Here is a 19036-nt window from a genome sequence, read left to right on the forward strand (position 1 = left end):
TAATAGCAATTAACACCCGTACAAGAAGTCTTGCACGATGTATGCTGCTAATTTAATAGTTATAAAACCTATTTAATTTAGAAATCTTGCTTTTGAATTGACATATGTCAATATCCATACAAAATTTAAAAAAGGAACTGGGTTATAAGGTGGTGTTTGTTTTTAGTATGATTTAAAAAAACCTAAGCTGGTTTTAGAATGCCCCCATAAGCAATTACTTCTCAATACGCGACAATGTTTCAGGCCGCATGTTAAGCAAAGAAGCTAAATACTTTTTTGGCAGGCGTTTTACTATTTCTGGGTTAGTAATTTTAACAAAATAGAGATACCTGTCTTTAGCTCTTGGAATTCGAGCCATGAAAGCACGATACTCTGCTTGTAGATAATAATATTCCATTAAAATCCTATTTAAATGTGCCGCTTCTTTAAAATTTTCCAACGCAAAATGCATATCTTCATAACTAATACTTTCTGTATAGGTATCTTCTAAGCATTGAATATTTTCTAATGCCGGCTCTTTTTTAAAATAGCCTGAAATGGAGGTCACCATTTCGTTATCTACACTAACCCAAGTGGTAATTTCTTTATCTTTAAAATTAAAATAACCACGCACCAAGCCTTTTCTTATAATGTGAAGCCTATTACACATACCATCATTTTTCACAATAAAATCTCCCTTTTTATACTGTGATGACACTAATACATTAGATAGGTATTTATTAAAGGACTTAGAAAGTGGATATATAGCATTTAAAAAAACAATACTAAAAAGATTGTTGTACTTAGTTGCGGGCATAAATTCGGGTTATAATCTTCCCAAATATACTTTTTTTAAGTAAAAAACATTAATTAATACAAAAAAGTCATGAAATTAGATTAGATTTTTTCAAGCTTAAGTCCGCATCCCTCAATACATAGGTACCAGATAAACAAATAATTTCCTTCTATTTGGTAGTGTAGTTGATTTTCTTCATAGTCACAGTCGTCGGGTATAATTTTACCGCTACTAAAATCCGTCCCTTCAGTTTCCTCAAAAGTACCCAAATTTAGTTCTCCAACCATATCTGTATTGAAACACAAAGATCCATTGGTTACTACGGTACCATCGCTATAAAATTCAAAAGTCACATCACTATCAACGGGCTCAAAAGTACCACTACCATCCCCTGGGTCTGAATATGATTCTATAAGTTTCCATTTTCCAAGTAATTCAGCATCTTCCCTGGGGCGTTTATCCTCGTCGGAAGTACAATTTATTAAAAGCAGGGTACACAGTACTATAGCAATATTCTTCATATGTTTTTATATTTTAGATGTTTAGACCGCTTCGCTGTTAGATTACTCTTGCGCAAAGTTCGTTATTCGTTAATCTTTTCTTCTCTCTTATCTAAAGTAAGATACCTATTTCACCAAATAGTTGCGTATTAATGTAGTGTTTTTTAATAAATGTCCTTACATATTACGTCTGTACTGGCCACCAACTTCAAAAAGGGCATTGGTAATTTGGCCCAGTGAACACACTTTACATACTTCCATTAAGGCCTCAAAAATGTTTTCATTATGTATGGCCTTATCCTGAAGTGCTTTTAAAAGTGCTGTAGTATCATTGCCTTTGTGAAGGTTTTCTAAGGTTTTTATTTGAAATTCTTTTTCTGCCTCGGTGGCTCTTATAACCTCCATAGGAATTACCGTTGGCGAGCCTTTACTGCTTAAAAAGGTGTTAACTCCAACAATAGGAAACGCGCCATTGTGCTTTAAGGTTTCGTAATACAAACTTTCTTCTTGTATTTTACTTCGCTGGTACATGGTTTCCATAGCACCAAGTACACCACCTCTTTCGGTTATGCGGTCAAATTCCAATAATACAGCCTCCTCAACCAAATCGGTCAATTCTTCTATAATAAAAGCACCTTGCAATGGGTTTTCATTTTTAGCCAAGCCCAGTTCTTTATTTATAATTAACTGAATGGCCATAGCACGACGAACAGATTCTTCGGTTGGGGTAGTAATAGCCTCATCATACGCATTGGTATGAAGGGAGTTACAGTTATCATATATAGCATAAAGCGCTTGAAGCGTGGTTCTTATATCGTTAAAATCTATTTCCTGGGCATGTAGACTGCGCCCAGACGTTTGTATATGATATTTTAACATCTGTGCCCTGGGGTTGGCCCCATATTTATGCTTCATGGCTTTGGACCAAATTTTACGGGCCACACGACCAATAACGGCATATTCGGGGTCTATGCCATTTGAGAAAAAGAAGGACAGATTGGGTCCAAAACTATTAATATCCATACCCCTAGACAGGTAATACTCTACATAAGTAAACCCATTTGCCAAGGTAAATGCCAATTGCGAAATGGGATTGGCCCCGGCCTCTGCAATATGATAACCTGAAATAGATACGGAATAGAAGTTACGCACATTGTTATCAATAAAATATTCCTGTACATCGCCCATTAAACGCAAAGCAAACTCTGTTGAAAAGATACAAGTATTTTGGGCCTGGTCTTCTTTTAAAATATCGGCTTGTACCGTACCCCTTACTTGTGCTATGGTTTTTGCCTTAATGCCATTATAAACATCTTGTGGCAGTACTTGGTCGCCCGTAACCCCTAAAAGCATGAGCCCTAAACCATCATTACCTTCTGGTAAGTCTCCATTATATTTAGGACGTTCTACACCTTTCTTCTTATATATAGCATTAATTTTAGATGTTACTTCTTTTTCCAGCCCCTGTTCCTTGATATAAATCTCACACTGCTGATCGATAGCCGCATTCATGAAAAAGCCCAAGAGCATAGGTGCAGGACCGTTAATGGTCATACTTACCGATGTCATTTCATTGGCTAAGTTAAAACCAGAATAGAGTTTCTTGGCATCGTCTAAACAGCAAATGCTTACTCCTGCATTTCCTATTTTTCCATAAATATCGGGGCGGTAATCTGGATCGTTACCATAAAGCGTTACACTATCAAATGCTGTAGACAAACGTTTGGCAGGCAATCCCGCACTTACATAGTGAAAGCGACGGTTGGTACGTTCAGGGCCTCCTTCACCCGCAAACATACGTGCGGGGTCTTCGCCAGTACGTTTAAAAGGGTACAATCCTGCTGTATAAGGAAATTCACCAGGAACATTTTCCTGCAAACACCATTTTAAAATATCGCCCCAAGCCTGGTATTTTGGCAGCGCTACTTTTGGTATTTGTAAATGGGACAGAGACTCTGAGTGCGTTTCAATTTTAATTTCTTTATCTCGAACTTTAAAGGCATAAACTGGGTTTTTATAAATGTTTACCTTGGTTTCCCAACCTATAATAACTTCCCAGTTAAAAGGATTTAAGTTCAACTTCATACGATCGAACTCCCCTAATAACAGCTTTAAAAAATCAGGATTCTTATTGGTTTTTATAGATGTGGTATCAATACCCGTCTTGTCTAATACTGGTGTCTTGCCCGCAACAGTCTCAATGGTTTTGTAAATACCATAAAGTTTTTGGGCTACTTCTACCTGTAGCGCCCCATCTTTATCATAATTACGGTTGTTTTCTGCAATTTCTGAGAGATAGCGCGTACGATTTGGTGGAATAACAAATATCTTTTCGCTCATTTCTTTAGAAATCTGGAAGGTAGATTTTAAATCGGCCGCAGTTTTTTCTACAAGCTTATCCATAATGGCCTTGTAGAGTGTGTTCATACCAGGGTCATTAAATTGAGACGCTATGGTTCCAAAAACAGGTAAATTGTCCGAATTGGCATCCCAAAGGTTATGGTTGCGTATGTATTGTTTTTTAACATCCCGTAGGGCATCTAAAGCACCGCGCTTATCAAATTTGTTAATAGCTACCAAATCAGCAAAATCCAACATATCTATTTTTTCCAGCTGGGTAGCTGCCCCAAACTCTGGAGTCATTACATACAAAGAAACATCACTATGCTCTAGAATTTCGGTATCACTTTGCCCTATTCCTGATGTTTCTAAAACAATCAAATCAAATGCTGCTGCCTTGAGTACTTCTACAGCTTCACCAACATATTTAGATAAGGCTAAATTGGATTGTCTGGTTGCCAAGCTTCGCATGTAAACACGCGAATTGTTAATGGCATTCATACGAATGCGATCGCCCAATAGCGCACCACCTGTTTTTCGTTTTGAAGGATCCACTGAAATAATACCAACGGTCTTTTCTGGAAAATCCAATAAAAACCGTCGTACCAACTCATCCACCAAACTCGACTTTCCGGCACCTCCTGTTCCCGTAATACCTAATATAGGAGTCTTGGCATTGGCATTAATTTTGGCAATTTGTTTTAAAATGGGCTTTGCGGTGTCTGGAAAATTTTCAGCTGAAGATATCACTCTTGCAATGTCTCCAGGACGCTTGTTTTTAAGCGCATCTACATCTATATTTAAAGTGTCTCCTATAGCAAAATCAGAAGCTTTCACCAAATCATTAATCATGCCCTGAAGCCCCATTTCACGACCATCATCGGGCGAGTATATCCTGAAAATACCATAATCCATTAAATCTTTAATCTCAGCAGGTAATATAACACCACCACCGCCACCAAAAATCTTAATGTGTCCCGCGCCTCTTTCCTGTAACAAGTCGTACATGTACTTAAAATACTCATTATGCCCGCCTTGGTAAGATGTTAAACAAATGGCATTAACATCTTCTTGAATGGCTGTATTTACCACTTCTTCTACACTCCTATCATGACCTAAATGAATGACCTCAACACCAGTGGCCTGAATAATACGGCGCATAATGTTTATGGCCGCATCATGACCATCAAATAATGAGGCTGCTGTTACTATGCGTACTTTATACTTGGGCTTATAAGGAGTTATATGCATGATTTTTAAAGAAAATTATTATACAGGGTGCAAATTTACGAAATATTCAAAAAAATAAACTATTTACAAATGATTTTCTAAAATTAGAATTACAAATACCGCTTGTTTAATTTTTAGGTTATTTTTGAGGACGTAAATGACCGGAGAGCATGTATTTTGCTTTATAAAACTTTTTTCTTGCATGAACAAGATAACTATTTTAGTATACTGTAAAGACCGACCCAATATTATAGCAAGTGTTACCAATTTTATTGCTGAAAAGCAAGGTAATATTGTGTATTTGGACCAACATGTTGATAGGGAGCAAAACATCTTCTTTATGCGTTTGGAAAGTGAGTTTACCCACCAATCTTTTTCTACAGATACTTTTAAAAATGCTTTTGAAACAACACTAGCTAATAGTTTTGAAATGAAATGGCGGATTTACTCCTCTGAAACCAAACCTAAAATGGCATTGTTCATCTCTAAATACGACCACTGCTTATATGACCTATTGGGGCGTTATAACGCTGGCGAACTTAACTTAGAAATCCCTTTCATTATAAGCAATCATTTAGATTTAAAGCCAATAGCCGATAGTTTTAAAATTCCGTTTCACCACATTCCTGTTACTAAGGACACCAAGCTAAAGGCAGAAGAAAAACAATTAGAACTGCTTGAAAAACATAATATCGACTTTATTGTTTTGGCACGTTACATGCAAATTATATCTGGCAAGTTAATAGACAGGTACCCTAATAAAATCATTAATATCCACCATTCGTTCTTACCGGCTTTTGTAGGGGCTAAACCTTATCACTCGGCTTTTAAACGTGGTGTAAAGATTATTGGTGCTACCAGCCATTATGTTACTGAAGAGCTTGATGGCGGCCCAATTATAGAACAGGATGTGGCACATGTATCGCATTCCTATACGATTGCCGACTTAATTGCTAAAGGACGTGACTTAGAAAAAATTGTATTGGCTAATGCCGTTAAATTACATACCAATAGAAAGGTAATGGTGTATAATAACAAAACGGTTATCTTTTCTTAAATGCGAAAACAGGTTAATTAATGCGATGCACGCTTAAAGCTTCTTGTATTAAATTCTGTAACAAAGAGCGCTCCGTTTGTTCTGGATTTACATCTTGAAAACGTATTAAAAATGGTGCCATCTTATCCATACCCATGTCATTGTTCATGCTTAAAAGCACACTTTTCCATAGGGCTGTAAGTGTTTCTATAATCTTAAAATTATCCTGGTACTTTAAACTTATTTGGTTGGAAAGGCTTTTAATATAGCTCTTGCAAAGTAGCGGGTTTTTAAACAGTCTTCTAAAAAATATTTGGGTCGCTTCCTTTATAGCGCTCTCGGTATTTAAATCTTTAATATAAAAATCGCTTTTTGTTTTAGCATTGCCATTGGCCAATAACAAAAATGTACTAACTATTAAGTCTTGGTAGGACACAGTAGCATAATAATACACATCTAAACCCAAATTGGTGTTAATAGCCATAACATCATCTTTAATAATATCCTTTAAAAATGCACTTAGTGAAGCTACCTGACCAGACGAAATCAATAATTCCTTCTTTAAACTCTTGTTTGAAATACTTACTATTTTAAGGTTTGGCTTTAGCACAAATTATGTATGATTAAATTATAACACACTCTTTTTAAGAATCCTGCAAATTAAGATAGTTAATTTTATCAAACCTACAAAATATTGTTATTTAAGGTTTTAAATATAAATGGATTGTAATTATCCATAAATAAATTATATTGATAAGCTATATGGGATGTTTTTGTATTTTTGAGCATCTATAAATCTACTTTTATGAAAAAAATATGTATTATCCTTACTGTACTAGTATCGTTTTATTCCTGTGCAGAACTACAACAAGTTGTTAATCAATTACCTCAAGCAGGTATTGGTAATGAAGAAATTGCTTCTGGTTTACGGCAAGCCTTAAACATGGGAATTGAAAAACAAGTAAGCAAACTAACCCAAACTGATGGTTTTTATAAAAATGAATTGGTTAAAATCCTGTTACCAGATGAACTTCAAAAAGTAGATAAAGCCCTTCGTGATATTGGTTTGAGCAAATTAGCTGATGAAGGCCTGAAAGTTTTAAACAGAGCTGCCGAAGATGCTGTAAAAGAAGCCACCCCTATTTTTGTGGATGCCGTAAAAGGTATTACGTTCGCCGATGCAAAAAATATTTTATTGGGGAGCGACAATGCCGCTACGTTATATCTAACCAATAAAACGGAAACTGCTTTGTATGATAAATTCCACCCTGTTATCAATAGCTCTTTTTCCAAAGTAGGGGCCGATCAAGTTTGGGCCAACTTAATTAATAAATACAATAGCATTCCGTTTACGGCAGATGTAAATCCAGACTTAACGGACTATGTTACTGGTGAAGCTTTAGAAGGCGTTTATACCATGATAGCTGTAGAGGAAAAGGAAATACGCAACAAAGTAGCATCTAGAACCACCGATTTATTGAGAAAAGTATTTGCCTTGCAAGATTAAAAAGCTGTTCTTTATACATATCCATACATATAACTGAAAATAATTGCTGTATTTTTTTAGTTATAAATAAAAACATGTATATTTAAGTACTTGTTACACAGTGTCTAATGGATAGAACCAATATTATAATAGGTAATCAAGAAAAGCTGTTTACACGTTATAAAGAACTTGTAGAGCATGCTTACAATTTGCGTCAAACTGACGCAGCGTTGAGTGATATCTCGGAATATAAAGCCATAGAACTTCTCAATAAGCTTAACAGACTAAAGTTCCTATCTATCAAAAGATTACTGTAGTTTTAATTTAATTATTTATTTTCAATTCTTTAACCTTCTACTTACGTCTAAATCGGCATTATTTACGTACTTTACTGAAAAAGAACGTTATGAGCACACATTTTTGTAGAGTAGGGAAGATTAAACCAAATGCCGACAAATTAGTTGGCAAAAAAGAATTGGAAGCCAGTTTAATTAAATTCATAGAAGCTATGAACCCTACAAATGCTTTGGCTTTGGAAAAGCTTGGCGCCAAGCTTTAAAATATGGGAAGGCTTTTATAAGCCGTGATCCATACCAGGAAAACATTTCCCCATCTACCAACGTTATTGTTGCCTGGGGATAATACGCTTTCATTTCCTCAATATGTTTTTCCTTAAAGGGAAATGGTTCACTAGAGAGCAATACCAAATCAACATCCTTTTTTAATGTTTCACGTTCCAGATTGATTGCCGGATAACGCATGGTATCAGAATACACATTCTCTAATTTACAAAGTTTTAATATGTGGTTGATAAAAGTATGGTTGCCTGCCACCATCCAAGGATCTTTCCAAATAAAGTAGGCAACTTTTAAAACAGGCTGATTGGCTATATAGGACTCAAAACTTTCAAATACCTGGCAGATGCTATCGGTAATGGTTTTGGCTTCGACTTCTTTGTTAAAAAGGTTTCCGTATTGCCTAATCAATTCCAAACTATCGGTTAGCGTATAAATATCCGAAACATGTACCTCACATATGGCTTCACAGCTTTCTACAATGGCTTTGGTATTTTCCTCTTTGTTACAAAGTATAATGTCGGGCTTTAAAGCCTTAATCTTATCCAAATGAACTTGTTTGGTGCCACCCACAACGGTCGCCTGGGTTCTGATAGGTTCAGGATGTACACAAAATTTGGTAACGCCCACCAATTGAGCTTCCAACCCTAAATCACATAACAATTCTGTCTGACTGGGAACTAATGACACAATCCGTTTGGGTGTACGTTCCAAATGAAGCATTTTAAAGCGATTTCAAAATACCCGCCATTTCTTGCTGTAACTCCTGCGCCTTTTTAGCGGCGGCCTGGGCAAAATCTTCTGTATTGGAGGCATAAATAATACCTCTTGAGGAGTTGATAAGTAAACCAACATCCTCCGTCATACCATATTTGCATACGTCCTGCAGGTTGCCACCCTGGGCTCCAACGCCTGGTACTAATAAGAACGAATCCGGAATAATTTTACGGATGTCTGCTAAGTACTCTGCTTTTGTTGCTCCTACGACATACATTAGGTTTTCAGCATTTTCCCAGGTTTTGGAGGTTTCTAAAACTTGTTTATACAATTCCTTTCCGTCCACAGTCTTGGTTTGAAAATCGAAAGCACCCTCATTAGAGGTCAATGCCAACAGAATAGTATGTTTGTCTTTAAATGCCAGAAAGGGCTCTACAGAATCTTTCCCCATATAAGGCGCTACCGTAACACTATCAAACGCTAAATCCTGAAAAAAGGCTTTGGCGTACATGGTACTGGTATTACCAATATCGCCACGTTTGGCATCGGCTATGGTAAAAATATCAGGGTACTTTTCATTAAGATACGTAATGGTCTTTTCTAAGGCTTGCCATCCAACAATACCATAGGCTTCATAAAAAGCAATATTAGGTTTATAAGCAACACATAAATGATGGGTAGCGTCTATAATAGCTTTATTAAACTCAAAAATAGCATCTTCTTCCTTTAACAGGTGTTGTGGAATTTTATTCAAATCGACATCCAACCCTATACATAGAAAGGAGTTCTTTTTTTTTATCTGTTTAATCAGTTCGTCTGTTGTCATATAGCGTGGTCGCTGGCTTTTAGCTTTTCGGTATTCTCAGCTAATTGTAATTCATCTATTATTTTCTGGATATCGCCATTAACGATGTTTGATAAATCGTAAAGAGTAAGTCCGATACGGTGATCGGTTACACGTCCTTGCGGGTAGTTATAAGTTCTAATCTTAGCACTTCTATCACCAGACGACACCATACTACCCCGTTTGGCAGCATCTTCTTCCTGTTTTTTGGCCAGCTCTAAATCATACAAACGCGAACGCAATACTTTAAAGGCTTTTTCTTTATTCTTATGCTGCGATTTTTGATCCTGACATTGGGCCACCAATCCGGTAGGGATATGTGTTAAACGTACTGCGGAATAGGTGGTGTTAACCGACTGCCCTCCCGGACCTGATGAACAGAAATAGTCTATACGTACATCTTTAGGGTTAATCTCTACATCAAACTCCTCCGCCTCTGGAAACACCATCACCGTTGCTGCACTGGTATGTACGCGTCCCTGCGTTTCGGTTTGTGGCACACGTTGTACACGGTGCACTCCAGCTTCAAACTTTAAGGTACCATAGACATCTTCACCACTAACCTCAAATTGAATCTCTTTAAATCCGCCATTGGTACCCTCACTAAAATCTACCGTATCAACTTTCCAACCTTTACTTTCACAATACTTGGTATACATCCTAAAAAGATCTCCAGCAAAAATACTAGCTTCATCACCGCCCGTGCCTGCGCGCAATTCTACCACCGCGTTTTTAGAATCTTCAGGGTCTTTTGGTATGAGAAGAAACTTAATTTCATCTTCCAACTTTGGAATACGCTCTTTAGCTTCATCATATTGCATTTTAGCCATTTCAACCATTTCTGGGTCGCTGCCCTCTGCAATAATATCTTCAGCTTCTTTTAAATTATTGGTAACTTCTATGTATTCATCTCGTTTATCTACTAAAACCTTAAGGTCTTTGTATTCTTTGTTTAATGCTATGTATCGCTTCTGGTCAGTTACTACATCTGGCTGAATGATCAAATCACTCACCTCATCAAATCGTTGCTTTACTATTTCTAATTTGTCTAACATTTACCTTTTTAATTGTGCCCCCAAAAATACGATAATTTATGAATTCTTAATATTTACAACCTCTTGATATCTACAATTGTTAAAATATTTATTTATTTGAACCGTTATTAATATCATGATGCATAAATTATCATCAATATTTGTGTTTTACAAGCGGTTTATGCATTATTCATTTGTGCTTAGCATGGCCCTACTTCCCCTTTGCAAAAATGAAATATTTTTGGTGCAGGCGATAAAACTCTTTTTAGTTGGTTTTCTATGGTACTTTATTAATGAAACCAAGGCCAAGCAAACCTTTGTTTTATATAAAAATTTGGGAATATCTCCATTTTTACTATTTTTAGTTTTTTACATTATCGATTTATTTTTAACACTACCCATTCTGCTAATACTTAAAGAGTTTACATGATATTTGAAATCGACAACGTTGAGCTTTACTTTAAAAGCAAACGCATTTTAAACGGTATTTATCTCAAGGCGGAAACTGGGAAAATCACTGGGGTTTTAGGAAGCAATGGTTGTGGCAAAAGCTGTTTACTTAATATTGCTTTTGGTAACCTAAAACCTAAATACAAACTTATAAGAATAGATCACAAACCTATTTTGAAACCACTTTACCGAACAAATCTTGTTGCCTATTTACCACAACATCATTTTATCCCTAATAGCTTAAAAATTAAAGCAGCTTTTAAACTTTTTAGAGTAAACTGGTCTGAATTTGTAAACCATTTTGAAGATTTCTCAATCTTTAGAGATACAAAATTTGGAAAACTATCCGGGGGTGAACGGCGAATAATAGAATTCTATATTACCCTAAAAAGCAACAAAAAGCTCATCTTGTTGGATGAACCTTTTTCTCATGTTGCACCATTGCACATTGACAAAATTAAAACCTTGATATCCCAAGAGAAAAAGCAAAAAGCCATTATAATCACTGATCATATGTACAGGCATACCATCGACATTTCAGACGCTATTTACCTGATAAAAAATGGTAACACAAAACTCATTAATACACTTACTGAACTTGAGGATTACAGGTATTTAAGCGTAGGGGCATTAGGCAATTAATTTTATTGAAACCAACCTCCTCGACTTCAATTTTCCATCTAAAATTAAAGTGCTTTTCCTCAAACCGAACGCTAGGCAAAAAGACCTGTTAGGTTTTAAAACCTAACAGGTCTAATAAATTATTAATTGCAGTTTTTAATTATCCGCATTTTGAAGATCCACAATCTTTACAAGTTAGGCAACCTTCTTGATAAATTAAGTTTTCCGACTTACAACTATCACATCGCTGACCTTTGGCTTTAGTGCCATCTTCAACATAACGTTTTAGGGCACGAACCACACCATTTTTCCAGGTATTGATGGATGCACTGTCCAATTGTAAGCTATTGATTAAATCCACTATTTTATCAATAGGCATCCCATGGCGCAAAGTACTGGAAATCAACTTAGCATAGTTCCAAAACTCTGGGTTGAACTTATGCGACAGGCCTTCGATAGTCGTTTTGTAGCCTCTTGTATTTTTATACTGAAAATCGTAACGCGATGTCCCATCCTCGTTTCGGTTTTTAATGATAAGCCCCGTATTCACCCAACGCGGGATTAAAATGCCGTCTTCATCATCGGCCAAACCAGTAAATACCTCATAGGGTTTTTCATCAATCAACCCTATAAAGGCAATCCACTTTTCCTTATTGTTTTGGAAACGCACCACATCGGCTTCCAAAACTTGCGGACGTTTTTTAGGAAAAGCCGTTAGAATATTATTGGGTTCTTCCTCTTTTTTCTCGTCATTGGAAATCAATACACCAGAACGCGAACCATCCCGATATACGGTTACGCCTTTACAGCCTGCTTCCCATGCTTTTAAATATAGCTCGCCTACCAGGTCTTCAGTAACATCATTGGGTAAATTAATGGTAACACTAATAGAGTGGTCTACCCATTTTTGTATAGCGCCTTGCATAGACACCTTACTTAACCAATCTACATCATTGGAAGTAGCCTTGTAGTAAGGCGATTGTTTAATTAAATTGTCGATAGCTTCTTGCGATAAGTTTTGGGTAGTATCTATACCATTCACCTCCATCCATTGCTTGAAACGATGGTGGAACACCACATATTCCTCCCAAGAGTCGCCTACCTCATCTACAAAATCTACACGTACGTTCTTATCATTAGGGTTTACTTTACGTCTGCGTTTATAAACGGGCAAAAATACGGGCTCAATTCCAGAAGTTGTTTGGGTCATTAAACTGGTAGTACCCGTAGGTGCTATAGTTAGCAAGGCTATATTACGTCTGCCGTACTCCAACATTTCATAGTACAATTTACTATCGGCTTCTTTTAAGCGCTTAATAAAAGGATTGTTTTTTTCTCGCTCTGCATCAAAAATGGGGAAAGCACCACGTGCTTTTGCCAAATGTACAGAAGCACGATAAGCTTCAATAGCAATCGTTTTATGTACTTTTAACGAAAAGGCATTGCCGGCTTTACTTCCATATTGTATGCCCAAAGCTGCCAACATGTCCCCTTCGGCGGTGATACCTATACCAGTTCTACGCCCTTCTTCAGCTTTTCGTTTTATATTAATCCATAAATTGCGTTCGGTGCCTTTTACCTCATCCAATTCTGGATCGGCATCAATCTTCGCTAAGATATTATCAATTTTTTCCAGCTCTAAATCTATAATATCATCCATAATACGTTGTGCTGCGGCCACATGGTTTTTAAACAACTTAAAGTTGAATTTAGCCGATGGTGTGAATGGCTGCTCTACATATGAAAATAAATTAATGGCCAATAACCTGCAGGAATCATAGGGACACAAGGGTATTTCGCCACAAGGGTTTGTAGATACGGTATTAAAGCCTAAATCGGCATAACAATCTGGAATGGATTCATTAATAATAGTATCCCAAAACAAAATTCCTGGTTCGGCCGATTTCCAAGCGTTGTGCACTATCTTTTTCCATAAATTATTGGCATCAATCGTTTTTGAAACTTTAGGATGCTCACTAAACACAGGATACTTTTGTATATAGTCTGTATTGGTTTTAACCGCTTCCATAAAGGCATCGTCTATTCTTACGGATATGTTGGCCCCCGTCACCTTGCCTTGTTCTAATTTGGCATTAATAAAATCTTCAGAATCTGGGTGGTTAATGGAAACCGATAACATTAAAGCACCTCGCCTACCATCTTGTGCCACTTCTCTAGTGGAGTTAGAGTAGCGTTCCATAAAAGGCACCAACCCTGTTGATGTTAATGCTGAATTTTTAACCGCTGAGCCTTTAGGCCTAACATGCGATAAATCATGGCCCACCCCACCACGTCGTTTCATAAGCTGTACCTGCTCTTGGTCAATCTTCATAATACCTCCATAAGAATCAGAAGCTCCCTTATTTCCTATAACAAAACAATTTGAGAGCGATGCGATTTGGTAAGGGTTACCAATACCTGCCATAGGGCTACCCTGTGGCACAATATATTTAAAGTCTTTTATAAGGTTGTAGATATCGTTTTCTGATAACGGATTGGCATACTTTTGTTCCACACGGGCCAATTCTTTGGCAATTCGGCGGTGCATATCATCGGGGGTTAACTCGTAAAGGTTACCTTGGGAGTCTTTTAAGGCATACTTATTTAACCAAACACGGGCGGCTAAATCATCATTCTTAAAATAGTGTAATGAAGCCTTAAAAGCTTCATCTTGGGTGTACGTTTTGGATGGAAGTTTAGATATATCTACATTCATTGTTATTTTAGGTTTAAGTTTTTATAGAATGACCCTAAAGTAACAAAATATTATCAAGCTAAAACATGACAAAAGTCATAAAGTTTACAACAACAGAATGTTAATAGCTTGAAAAACAGATGATTAATTTTTTATTAACATTAAAAAGTTAACAAATTATTTAAATAAAGAAGTAACTGTTGTTTTAGAAGTCTACTGCAAAGCCAATACCCAAAAACTGTTTCCATTGCACTTTAGCACCAGCTTCATCAAACTCCCCTTCTATTTCAGAAGGCTTTGATGTTTTTACATCATCATCATAACGTATGTGAGAGCCCAAAGTGGCTTTTACAAAGCTGTTAACTTTAAAATCGAAATCCAACTTCCAGTCTACATCTAAATTACCAAAGTTATTGATGTAGTCGGAATAAAGACTCACCTCATGTTTCATGTTTATATTATTGGTAACTTCCATCTCATAACTATTGGTAACTAAAACACCAACTTCTTTTCTAATCCGTTCTCCTTCTTTAATTAAGTTACCTTCTTCATCGTACACAGCTGGTTCTACACCAAAAGACCCCACATTGGCCAAATCCTTATCCAGCACAAAGGTTGCTTTTAATGTTAATGGCGAAAAGTAAAATGATAATTTTTCAATACGCTTCCCATACTCCATTCCGCCACCAAAAAACAAATAACCAGGTGCTAAAAATCTAGATATGGGTTCGCTGGTATCGGGGTATCTATAACCATTAAGCAACTGCGTTCTAAAGTTTAAGCGAGCAGAATAAAACCAATTGGAAAGGCTATCTGGTTTATACCCAATGTTAGAGTTTATTTCCAATAAATCATCCGATTTTCTTAGCTCTTTAGATTGTTGTTTGTTAATACCAAACCTTAGCAAGCCATCATTCTTCCATGAAAAATATTTATCGGTATAATTGGCAGATGTTTCAAACCCCAAAAGCCCAGAAATGGAATTGGCACCCCCAGAATTCCAGTTTTGAAAGGATACCTGACTTAAATAAACGGATCCTTTATTTTTATTGACCCATTGCGGACCTGTATATTTTTCTGGTTTAACTTTTAAAAACAATGAATCTGGTTGGGCGGTAATAATTTGGGAAAGAAAACAAACAAATAATGGCAATAAAATGTTTTTCATGGTTTTGTTAGTTATTTTTTTAACGACATTTTTCCTAACTCATCAATAATCGTTCCATTTTGGAATAACGATATTTTAATAGGTAAACTCACCAAACTCACTTTTTATTGTAAGTTTTTTTGTTTTTGATGCTTCAACGCGTCCTATTACTTTTGCATTTACATTAAAGGACTTTGATATTTCAATAACAGTCTCGGCAATTTCTGGAGCTAGATACAGCTCCATTCTGTGTCCGCAGTTAAAAACCTGGTACATTTCTTTCCAATCGGTTTTACTCTGCGCCTGAATGAGTTTGAACAATGGCGGAATGGGGAACATGTTATCCTTTACTATATGAAATTCATCTACAAAATGCAAAATTTTGGTTTGCGCTCCACCCGAACAATGTACCATGCCATGAACAGTATCGCTATTGAATTTAGATAGTATTTTTTTTATAATGGGTGCATAAGTACGGGTTGGCGACAACACCAATTTACCAGCATCAATAGGGGCATCCTCTACAGCATCGGTCAGTTTTACATTTCCAGAATACACCAAATCATCGGGTACTGAAGCATCAAAACTTTCCGGGTACTTTTTAGCTAAATATTTATGAAACACATCATGCCTGGCAGAAGTCAATCCATTGCTACCCATACCTCCATTATAATCTTTTTCATAGGTTGCCTGTCCAAAACTTTCCAAACCAACAATCACGTCACCCACCTGTATGTTGGCATTGTCTATTACATCACGACGTTTCATTCTAGCGGTTACTGTAGAATCTACAATAATGGTTCTTACTAAATCGCCTACATCAGCTGTTTCGCCACCTGTGGAATGTATGGTCACTCCAAAGTCTTTTAATTCTGAGATCAATTCCTCAGTCCCATTAATAATGGCCGAGATCACCTCGCCTGGTATTAAGTTTTTGTTGCGACCAATAGTTGAGGACAACATAATATTATCTGTAGCGCCCACGCACAACAAATCGTCAATGTTCATAATAAGCGCATCTTGGGCTATGCCTTTCCATACAGAAACATCTCCGGTTTCTTTCCAGTACATGTAAGCCAAGGAAGATTTTGTGCCAGCACCATCCGCATGCATAATCAAACAATAATCAGCATCATTGGTTAAATAGTCTGGAACAATTTTACAAAAAGCTTTTGGAAACAGGCCTTTATCTATGTTTTTAATGGCATTGTGCACATCTTCTTTTGATGCCGAAACTCCGCGTTGTGCGTAGCGTTTAGAAACTTCTTGACTCATAGTGTTGAATTGTGGTGCAAATTTAATTTTTTTGAATTAAAAAATCCCGCTTTTGTAACGGGATTTAATAACTATCGTGTAAACAGTAATTCTCTATATTTTGTTAACGGCCATATCTCATCGTCCACAAGCAGTTCCAACTTATCACAATGGTATCGAATTTCATCAAACAAAGGTTTTACCTCATAGCAATACGCCAATGCCTTCTTTTCAACATCTACAATGGTATTGGCCTGTCGCCTAGCATCCGTCATTTTGGTTACATTGGCATTAATGGCCTCTATGTGCTTTGAAATATCCTCTATTAAGTTTACCTGCTCTTTTGATACCGTTTCAAACTTCTTTTCAAATATTTCTTTAAGACCTTTTACATTTTCAATCAATATATTCTGGTATTTAACAGCAGTTGGCACAATATGGTTTCTTGCAATGTCCCCAAGCACGCGCCCTTCTATTTGAATGTGCATAATGTAAGCCTCCATTTCAATTTCATAACGCGCCTCGGCTTCTATCTTACTCATTACCTGCATCTCTTCAAATAAGGCAATTGCTTGGTCTGATATCTTGGCTTTTAAGGCTTCAGGTGTGGTTTTATTATTGCTCAAACCTCGTTTTTTCGCTTCATCTTCCCAGGCTTTATCATAACCATTGCCTTCAAACAAAATAGCCTTAGTAGATTTAATATACTCGCGCAAAACATTAAAAATAGCCTCGTCTTTCTTTAGGCCTTTCTTGTCTATTAAGATGTCTACCTCTACTTTAAAATCTTTTAATTGCTTTGCCACAATGGTATTTAAAACCGTCATGGGGTTGCCACAGTTTGCTAAGGACCCTACGGCCCTAAACTCAAATTTATTTCCTGTAAATGCAAAGGGCGATGTTCTGTTTCTATCTGTATTATCTAACAACACATCGGGTATCTTTCCAATCACATTCAGCTTTAATTCTGTTTTTTCCTCTGGCGACAACTTACCTTTGGTAACGCCTTGAAGTTCTTCTAAAACCTTGGTTAATTGCTGACCTATAAATACGGATATAATGGCTGGCGGTGCCTCATTAGCACCCAACCTATGGTCGTTACTTGCCGAGGCTATCGAAGCCCTTAACAAAGCTTCATACGTATGTACCGCTTTTATGGTATTGATAAAAAAGGTTAAAAACTGCAGGTTGCTCATAGGCGTTTTTCCGGGTGCCAACAAGTTAACACCTTTGTCGGTAGACAGCGACCAGTTATTGTGTTTTCCAGAACCATTAATGCCCGCAAAGGGTTTTTCATGCAGCAATACCTTAAGGTTATGGCGGGATGCCACACGCCCCATAACATCCATTAACAGCGAGTTGTGGTCTACTGCTAAATTGGCTTCCTCAAAAATTGGAGCGACTTCAAACTGGTTGGGCGCTACCTCATTATGGCGGGTTTTTACTGGAATACCCAAAAGCATGCACTCTGTTTCCAGCTCACGCATAAAGTTTAAAGCCCTGGTAGGAATAGATCCAAAATAATGATCATCCAATTGCTGGCCTTTGGCCGATGAATGCCCCAATAGGGTGCGCCCCGTTAAGGTAATATCTGGGCGGCTTTTGGCAAGCATATTATCTATTAAAAAATATTCCTGCTCCCAACCTAATGACGAGGTTACCTTTTTTACATTTTTATCAAAATATCTACAAACTTCGGTTGCTGCATTATCAACCGCATTAAGCGCTCTTAACAAAGGCGTTTTATAATCCAGGGCCTCGCCCGTATATGCCACAAAAATGGTTGGAATACAAAGCGTTGTACCATAAATAAATGCAGGCGAAGAAGGGTCCCAAGCTGTATAGCCCCTTGCCTCAAATGTGTTTCTTATACCACCACTGGGGAAACTGGAAGCATCTGGTTCTTGCTGCACCAATTGGCTACCGCCAAACTTTTCTATGGACATACCGTCGCCAATCGTTTCAAAAAAGGCATCGTGCTTTTCTGCCGTGGTTCCTGTTAATGGTTGAAACCAGTGGGTATAGTGGGTAACGCCTTTAGACAATGCCCAATCTTTCATAGAAGAGGCCACTTGGTCTGCAATGTTCCTGTCTATTTTTTTTCCAATCTTAACAGCGTTCATAACGCCTTTAAAGGCATCTTTGGTTAGGTATTGGCGCATGGCATTTTCGTTAAAAACATTTTTGCCAAATAGGTCTGAACGGCGCTCAGTTTCTGTAACCTTTACAGACGTGTGAGACAGGGATGCTTTTAAAGCATGAAATCGGAGTGTAGACATTAGCTTCTAATATTTAATTTATTTTTCACAAAAGTAACAATAACCTAAATATT

Annotated in this window: 16 protein-coding genes; 5 read left to right on the forward strand and 11 right to left on the reverse strand. The window is 37.1% G+C overall.

Annotated features, from left to right (window positions below):
- Positions 1–214: 214 nt before the first annotated feature.
- The 3 genes from AC5SR4_RS00610 to AC5SR4_RS00620 all read right to left on the reverse strand — a co-directional run bounded on the left by AC5SR4_RS00610 (position 215) and on the right by AC5SR4_RS00620 (position 4866).
- Positions 215–796, reverse strand: a complete 582-nt coding sequence (locus AC5SR4_RS00610; RefSeq protein WP_495357610.1) for a Crp/Fnr family transcriptional regulator — start codon at positions 794–796, stop codon at positions 215–217.
- Positions 797–876: 80 nt separating this feature from the next.
- Complete coding sequence (locus tag AC5SR4_RS00615) at positions 877–1296, reverse strand: hypothetical protein (RefSeq protein WP_495357611.1); 420 nt, start codon at positions 1294–1296, stop codon at positions 877–879.
- Positions 1297–1452: 156 nt separating this feature from the next.
- Positions 1453–4866, reverse strand: coding sequence for a methylmalonyl-CoA mutase family protein (locus AC5SR4_RS00620; protein ID WP_495357612.1), 3414 nt, complete (start codon positions 4864–4866; stop codon positions 1453–1455).
- 181 nt (positions 4867–5047) lie between these two features.
- On the opposite strand from AC5SR4_RS00620, the gene purU reads away from it, so the two are divergent.
- Positions 5048–5902 carry a formyltetrahydrofolate deformylase gene (purU, locus tag AC5SR4_RS00625; protein WP_495357613.1) on the forward strand — a complete coding sequence of 285 codons (855 nt, stop codon included), beginning with the start codon at positions 5048–5050 and terminating at the stop codon, positions 5900–5902.
- Positions 5903–5915: 13 nt separating this feature from the next.
- On the opposite strand, the gene AC5SR4_RS00630 is transcribed toward purU, so the two are convergent.
- Positions 5916–6491, reverse strand: coding sequence for a hypothetical protein (locus AC5SR4_RS00630; protein WP_495357614.1), 576 nt, complete (start codon positions 6489–6491; stop codon positions 5916–5918).
- Between the two features lie 195 nt (positions 6492–6686).
- On the opposite strand from AC5SR4_RS00630, the gene AC5SR4_RS00635 reads away from it, so the two are divergent.
- The 3 genes from AC5SR4_RS00635 (at position 6687) to AC5SR4_RS00645 (ending at position 7926) form a co-directional block, all read left to right on the forward strand.
- Positions 6687–7388 (forward strand): DUF4197 domain-containing protein, encoded by a 702-nt coding sequence (locus tag AC5SR4_RS00635; protein WP_495357615.1) that lies wholly within the window; start codon positions 6687–6689, stop codon positions 7386–7388.
- 107 nt (positions 7389–7495) lie between these two features.
- Complete coding sequence (locus AC5SR4_RS00640; RefSeq protein ID WP_495357616.1) at positions 7496–7684, forward strand: Lacal_2735 family protein; 189 nt, start codon at positions 7496–7498, stop codon at positions 7682–7684.
- An 89-nt stretch (positions 7685–7773) separates the two neighbouring features.
- Positions 7774–7926: a hypothetical protein gene (locus tag AC5SR4_RS00645; protein ID WP_495357617.1), complete on the forward strand. Its 153-nt coding sequence runs from the start codon at positions 7774–7776 to the stop codon at positions 7924–7926.
- Here the strand turns inward: AC5SR4_RS00645 and AC5SR4_RS00650 are convergent.
- Genes AC5SR4_RS00650 through prfA form a run of 3 tightly spaced genes read right to left on the reverse strand, consistent with a single transcriptional unit; the run spans position 7883 to position 10558 of the window.
- A complete protein-coding gene (locus AC5SR4_RS00650; protein WP_495357618.1) occupies positions 7883–8665 on the reverse strand; it encodes an ABC transporter substrate-binding protein in 783 nt (260 codons plus the stop codon). The genes AC5SR4_RS00645 and AC5SR4_RS00650 overlap by 44 nt on opposite strands.
- Position 8666: 1 nt before the next feature.
- Complete coding sequence (pyrF, locus tag AC5SR4_RS00655; protein ID WP_495357619.1) at positions 8667–9485, reverse strand: orotidine-5'-phosphate decarboxylase; 819 nt, start codon at positions 9483–9485, stop codon at positions 8667–8669.
- The gene (prfA, locus tag AC5SR4_RS00660; RefSeq protein WP_495357620.1) at positions 9482–10558 is read right to left on the reverse strand and encodes a peptide chain release factor 1; all 1077 of its coding nucleotides are present in this window, start codon (positions 10556–10558) and stop codon (positions 9482–9484) included. The genes pyrF and prfA overlap by 4 nt, the downstream gene beginning before the upstream one ends.
- A gap of 405 nt (positions 10559–10963) precedes the next feature.
- Between prfA and AC5SR4_RS00665 the strand changes: the two genes are divergently transcribed.
- Positions 10964–11629, forward strand: a complete 666-nt coding sequence (locus tag AC5SR4_RS00665; RefSeq protein ID WP_495357621.1) for an ATP-binding cassette domain-containing protein — start codon at positions 10964–10966, stop codon at positions 11627–11629.
- 139 nt (positions 11630–11768) lie between these two features.
- On the opposite strand, the gene AC5SR4_RS00670 is transcribed toward AC5SR4_RS00665, so the two are convergent.
- From AC5SR4_RS00670 to AC5SR4_RS00685, 4 genes are all read right to left on the reverse strand, one after another.
- The gene (locus tag AC5SR4_RS00670; protein WP_495357622.1) at positions 11769–14324 is read right to left on the reverse strand and encodes an adenosylcobalamin-dependent ribonucleoside-diphosphate reductase; all 2556 of its coding nucleotides are present in this window, start codon (positions 14322–14324) and stop codon (positions 11769–11771) included.
- 184 nt (positions 14325–14508) lie between these two features.
- Complete coding sequence (locus tag AC5SR4_RS00675; protein WP_495357623.1) at positions 14509–15471, reverse strand: DUF3078 domain-containing protein; 963 nt, start codon at positions 15469–15471, stop codon at positions 14509–14511.
- Positions 15472–15546: 75 nt separating this feature from the next.
- Positions 15547–16725: an AIR synthase related protein gene (locus tag AC5SR4_RS00680; RefSeq protein WP_495357624.1), complete on the reverse strand. Its 1179-nt coding sequence runs from the start codon at positions 16723–16725 to the stop codon at positions 15547–15549.
- A gap of 71 nt (positions 16726–16796) precedes the next feature.
- Positions 16797–18983, reverse strand: coding sequence for a glutamine synthetase III family protein (locus AC5SR4_RS00685; RefSeq protein ID WP_495357625.1), 2187 nt, complete (start codon positions 18981–18983; stop codon positions 16797–16799).
- Positions 18984–19036 lie beyond the last annotated feature (53 nt).

The organism is Aestuariibaculum scopimerae (genome assembly GCF_059428085.1).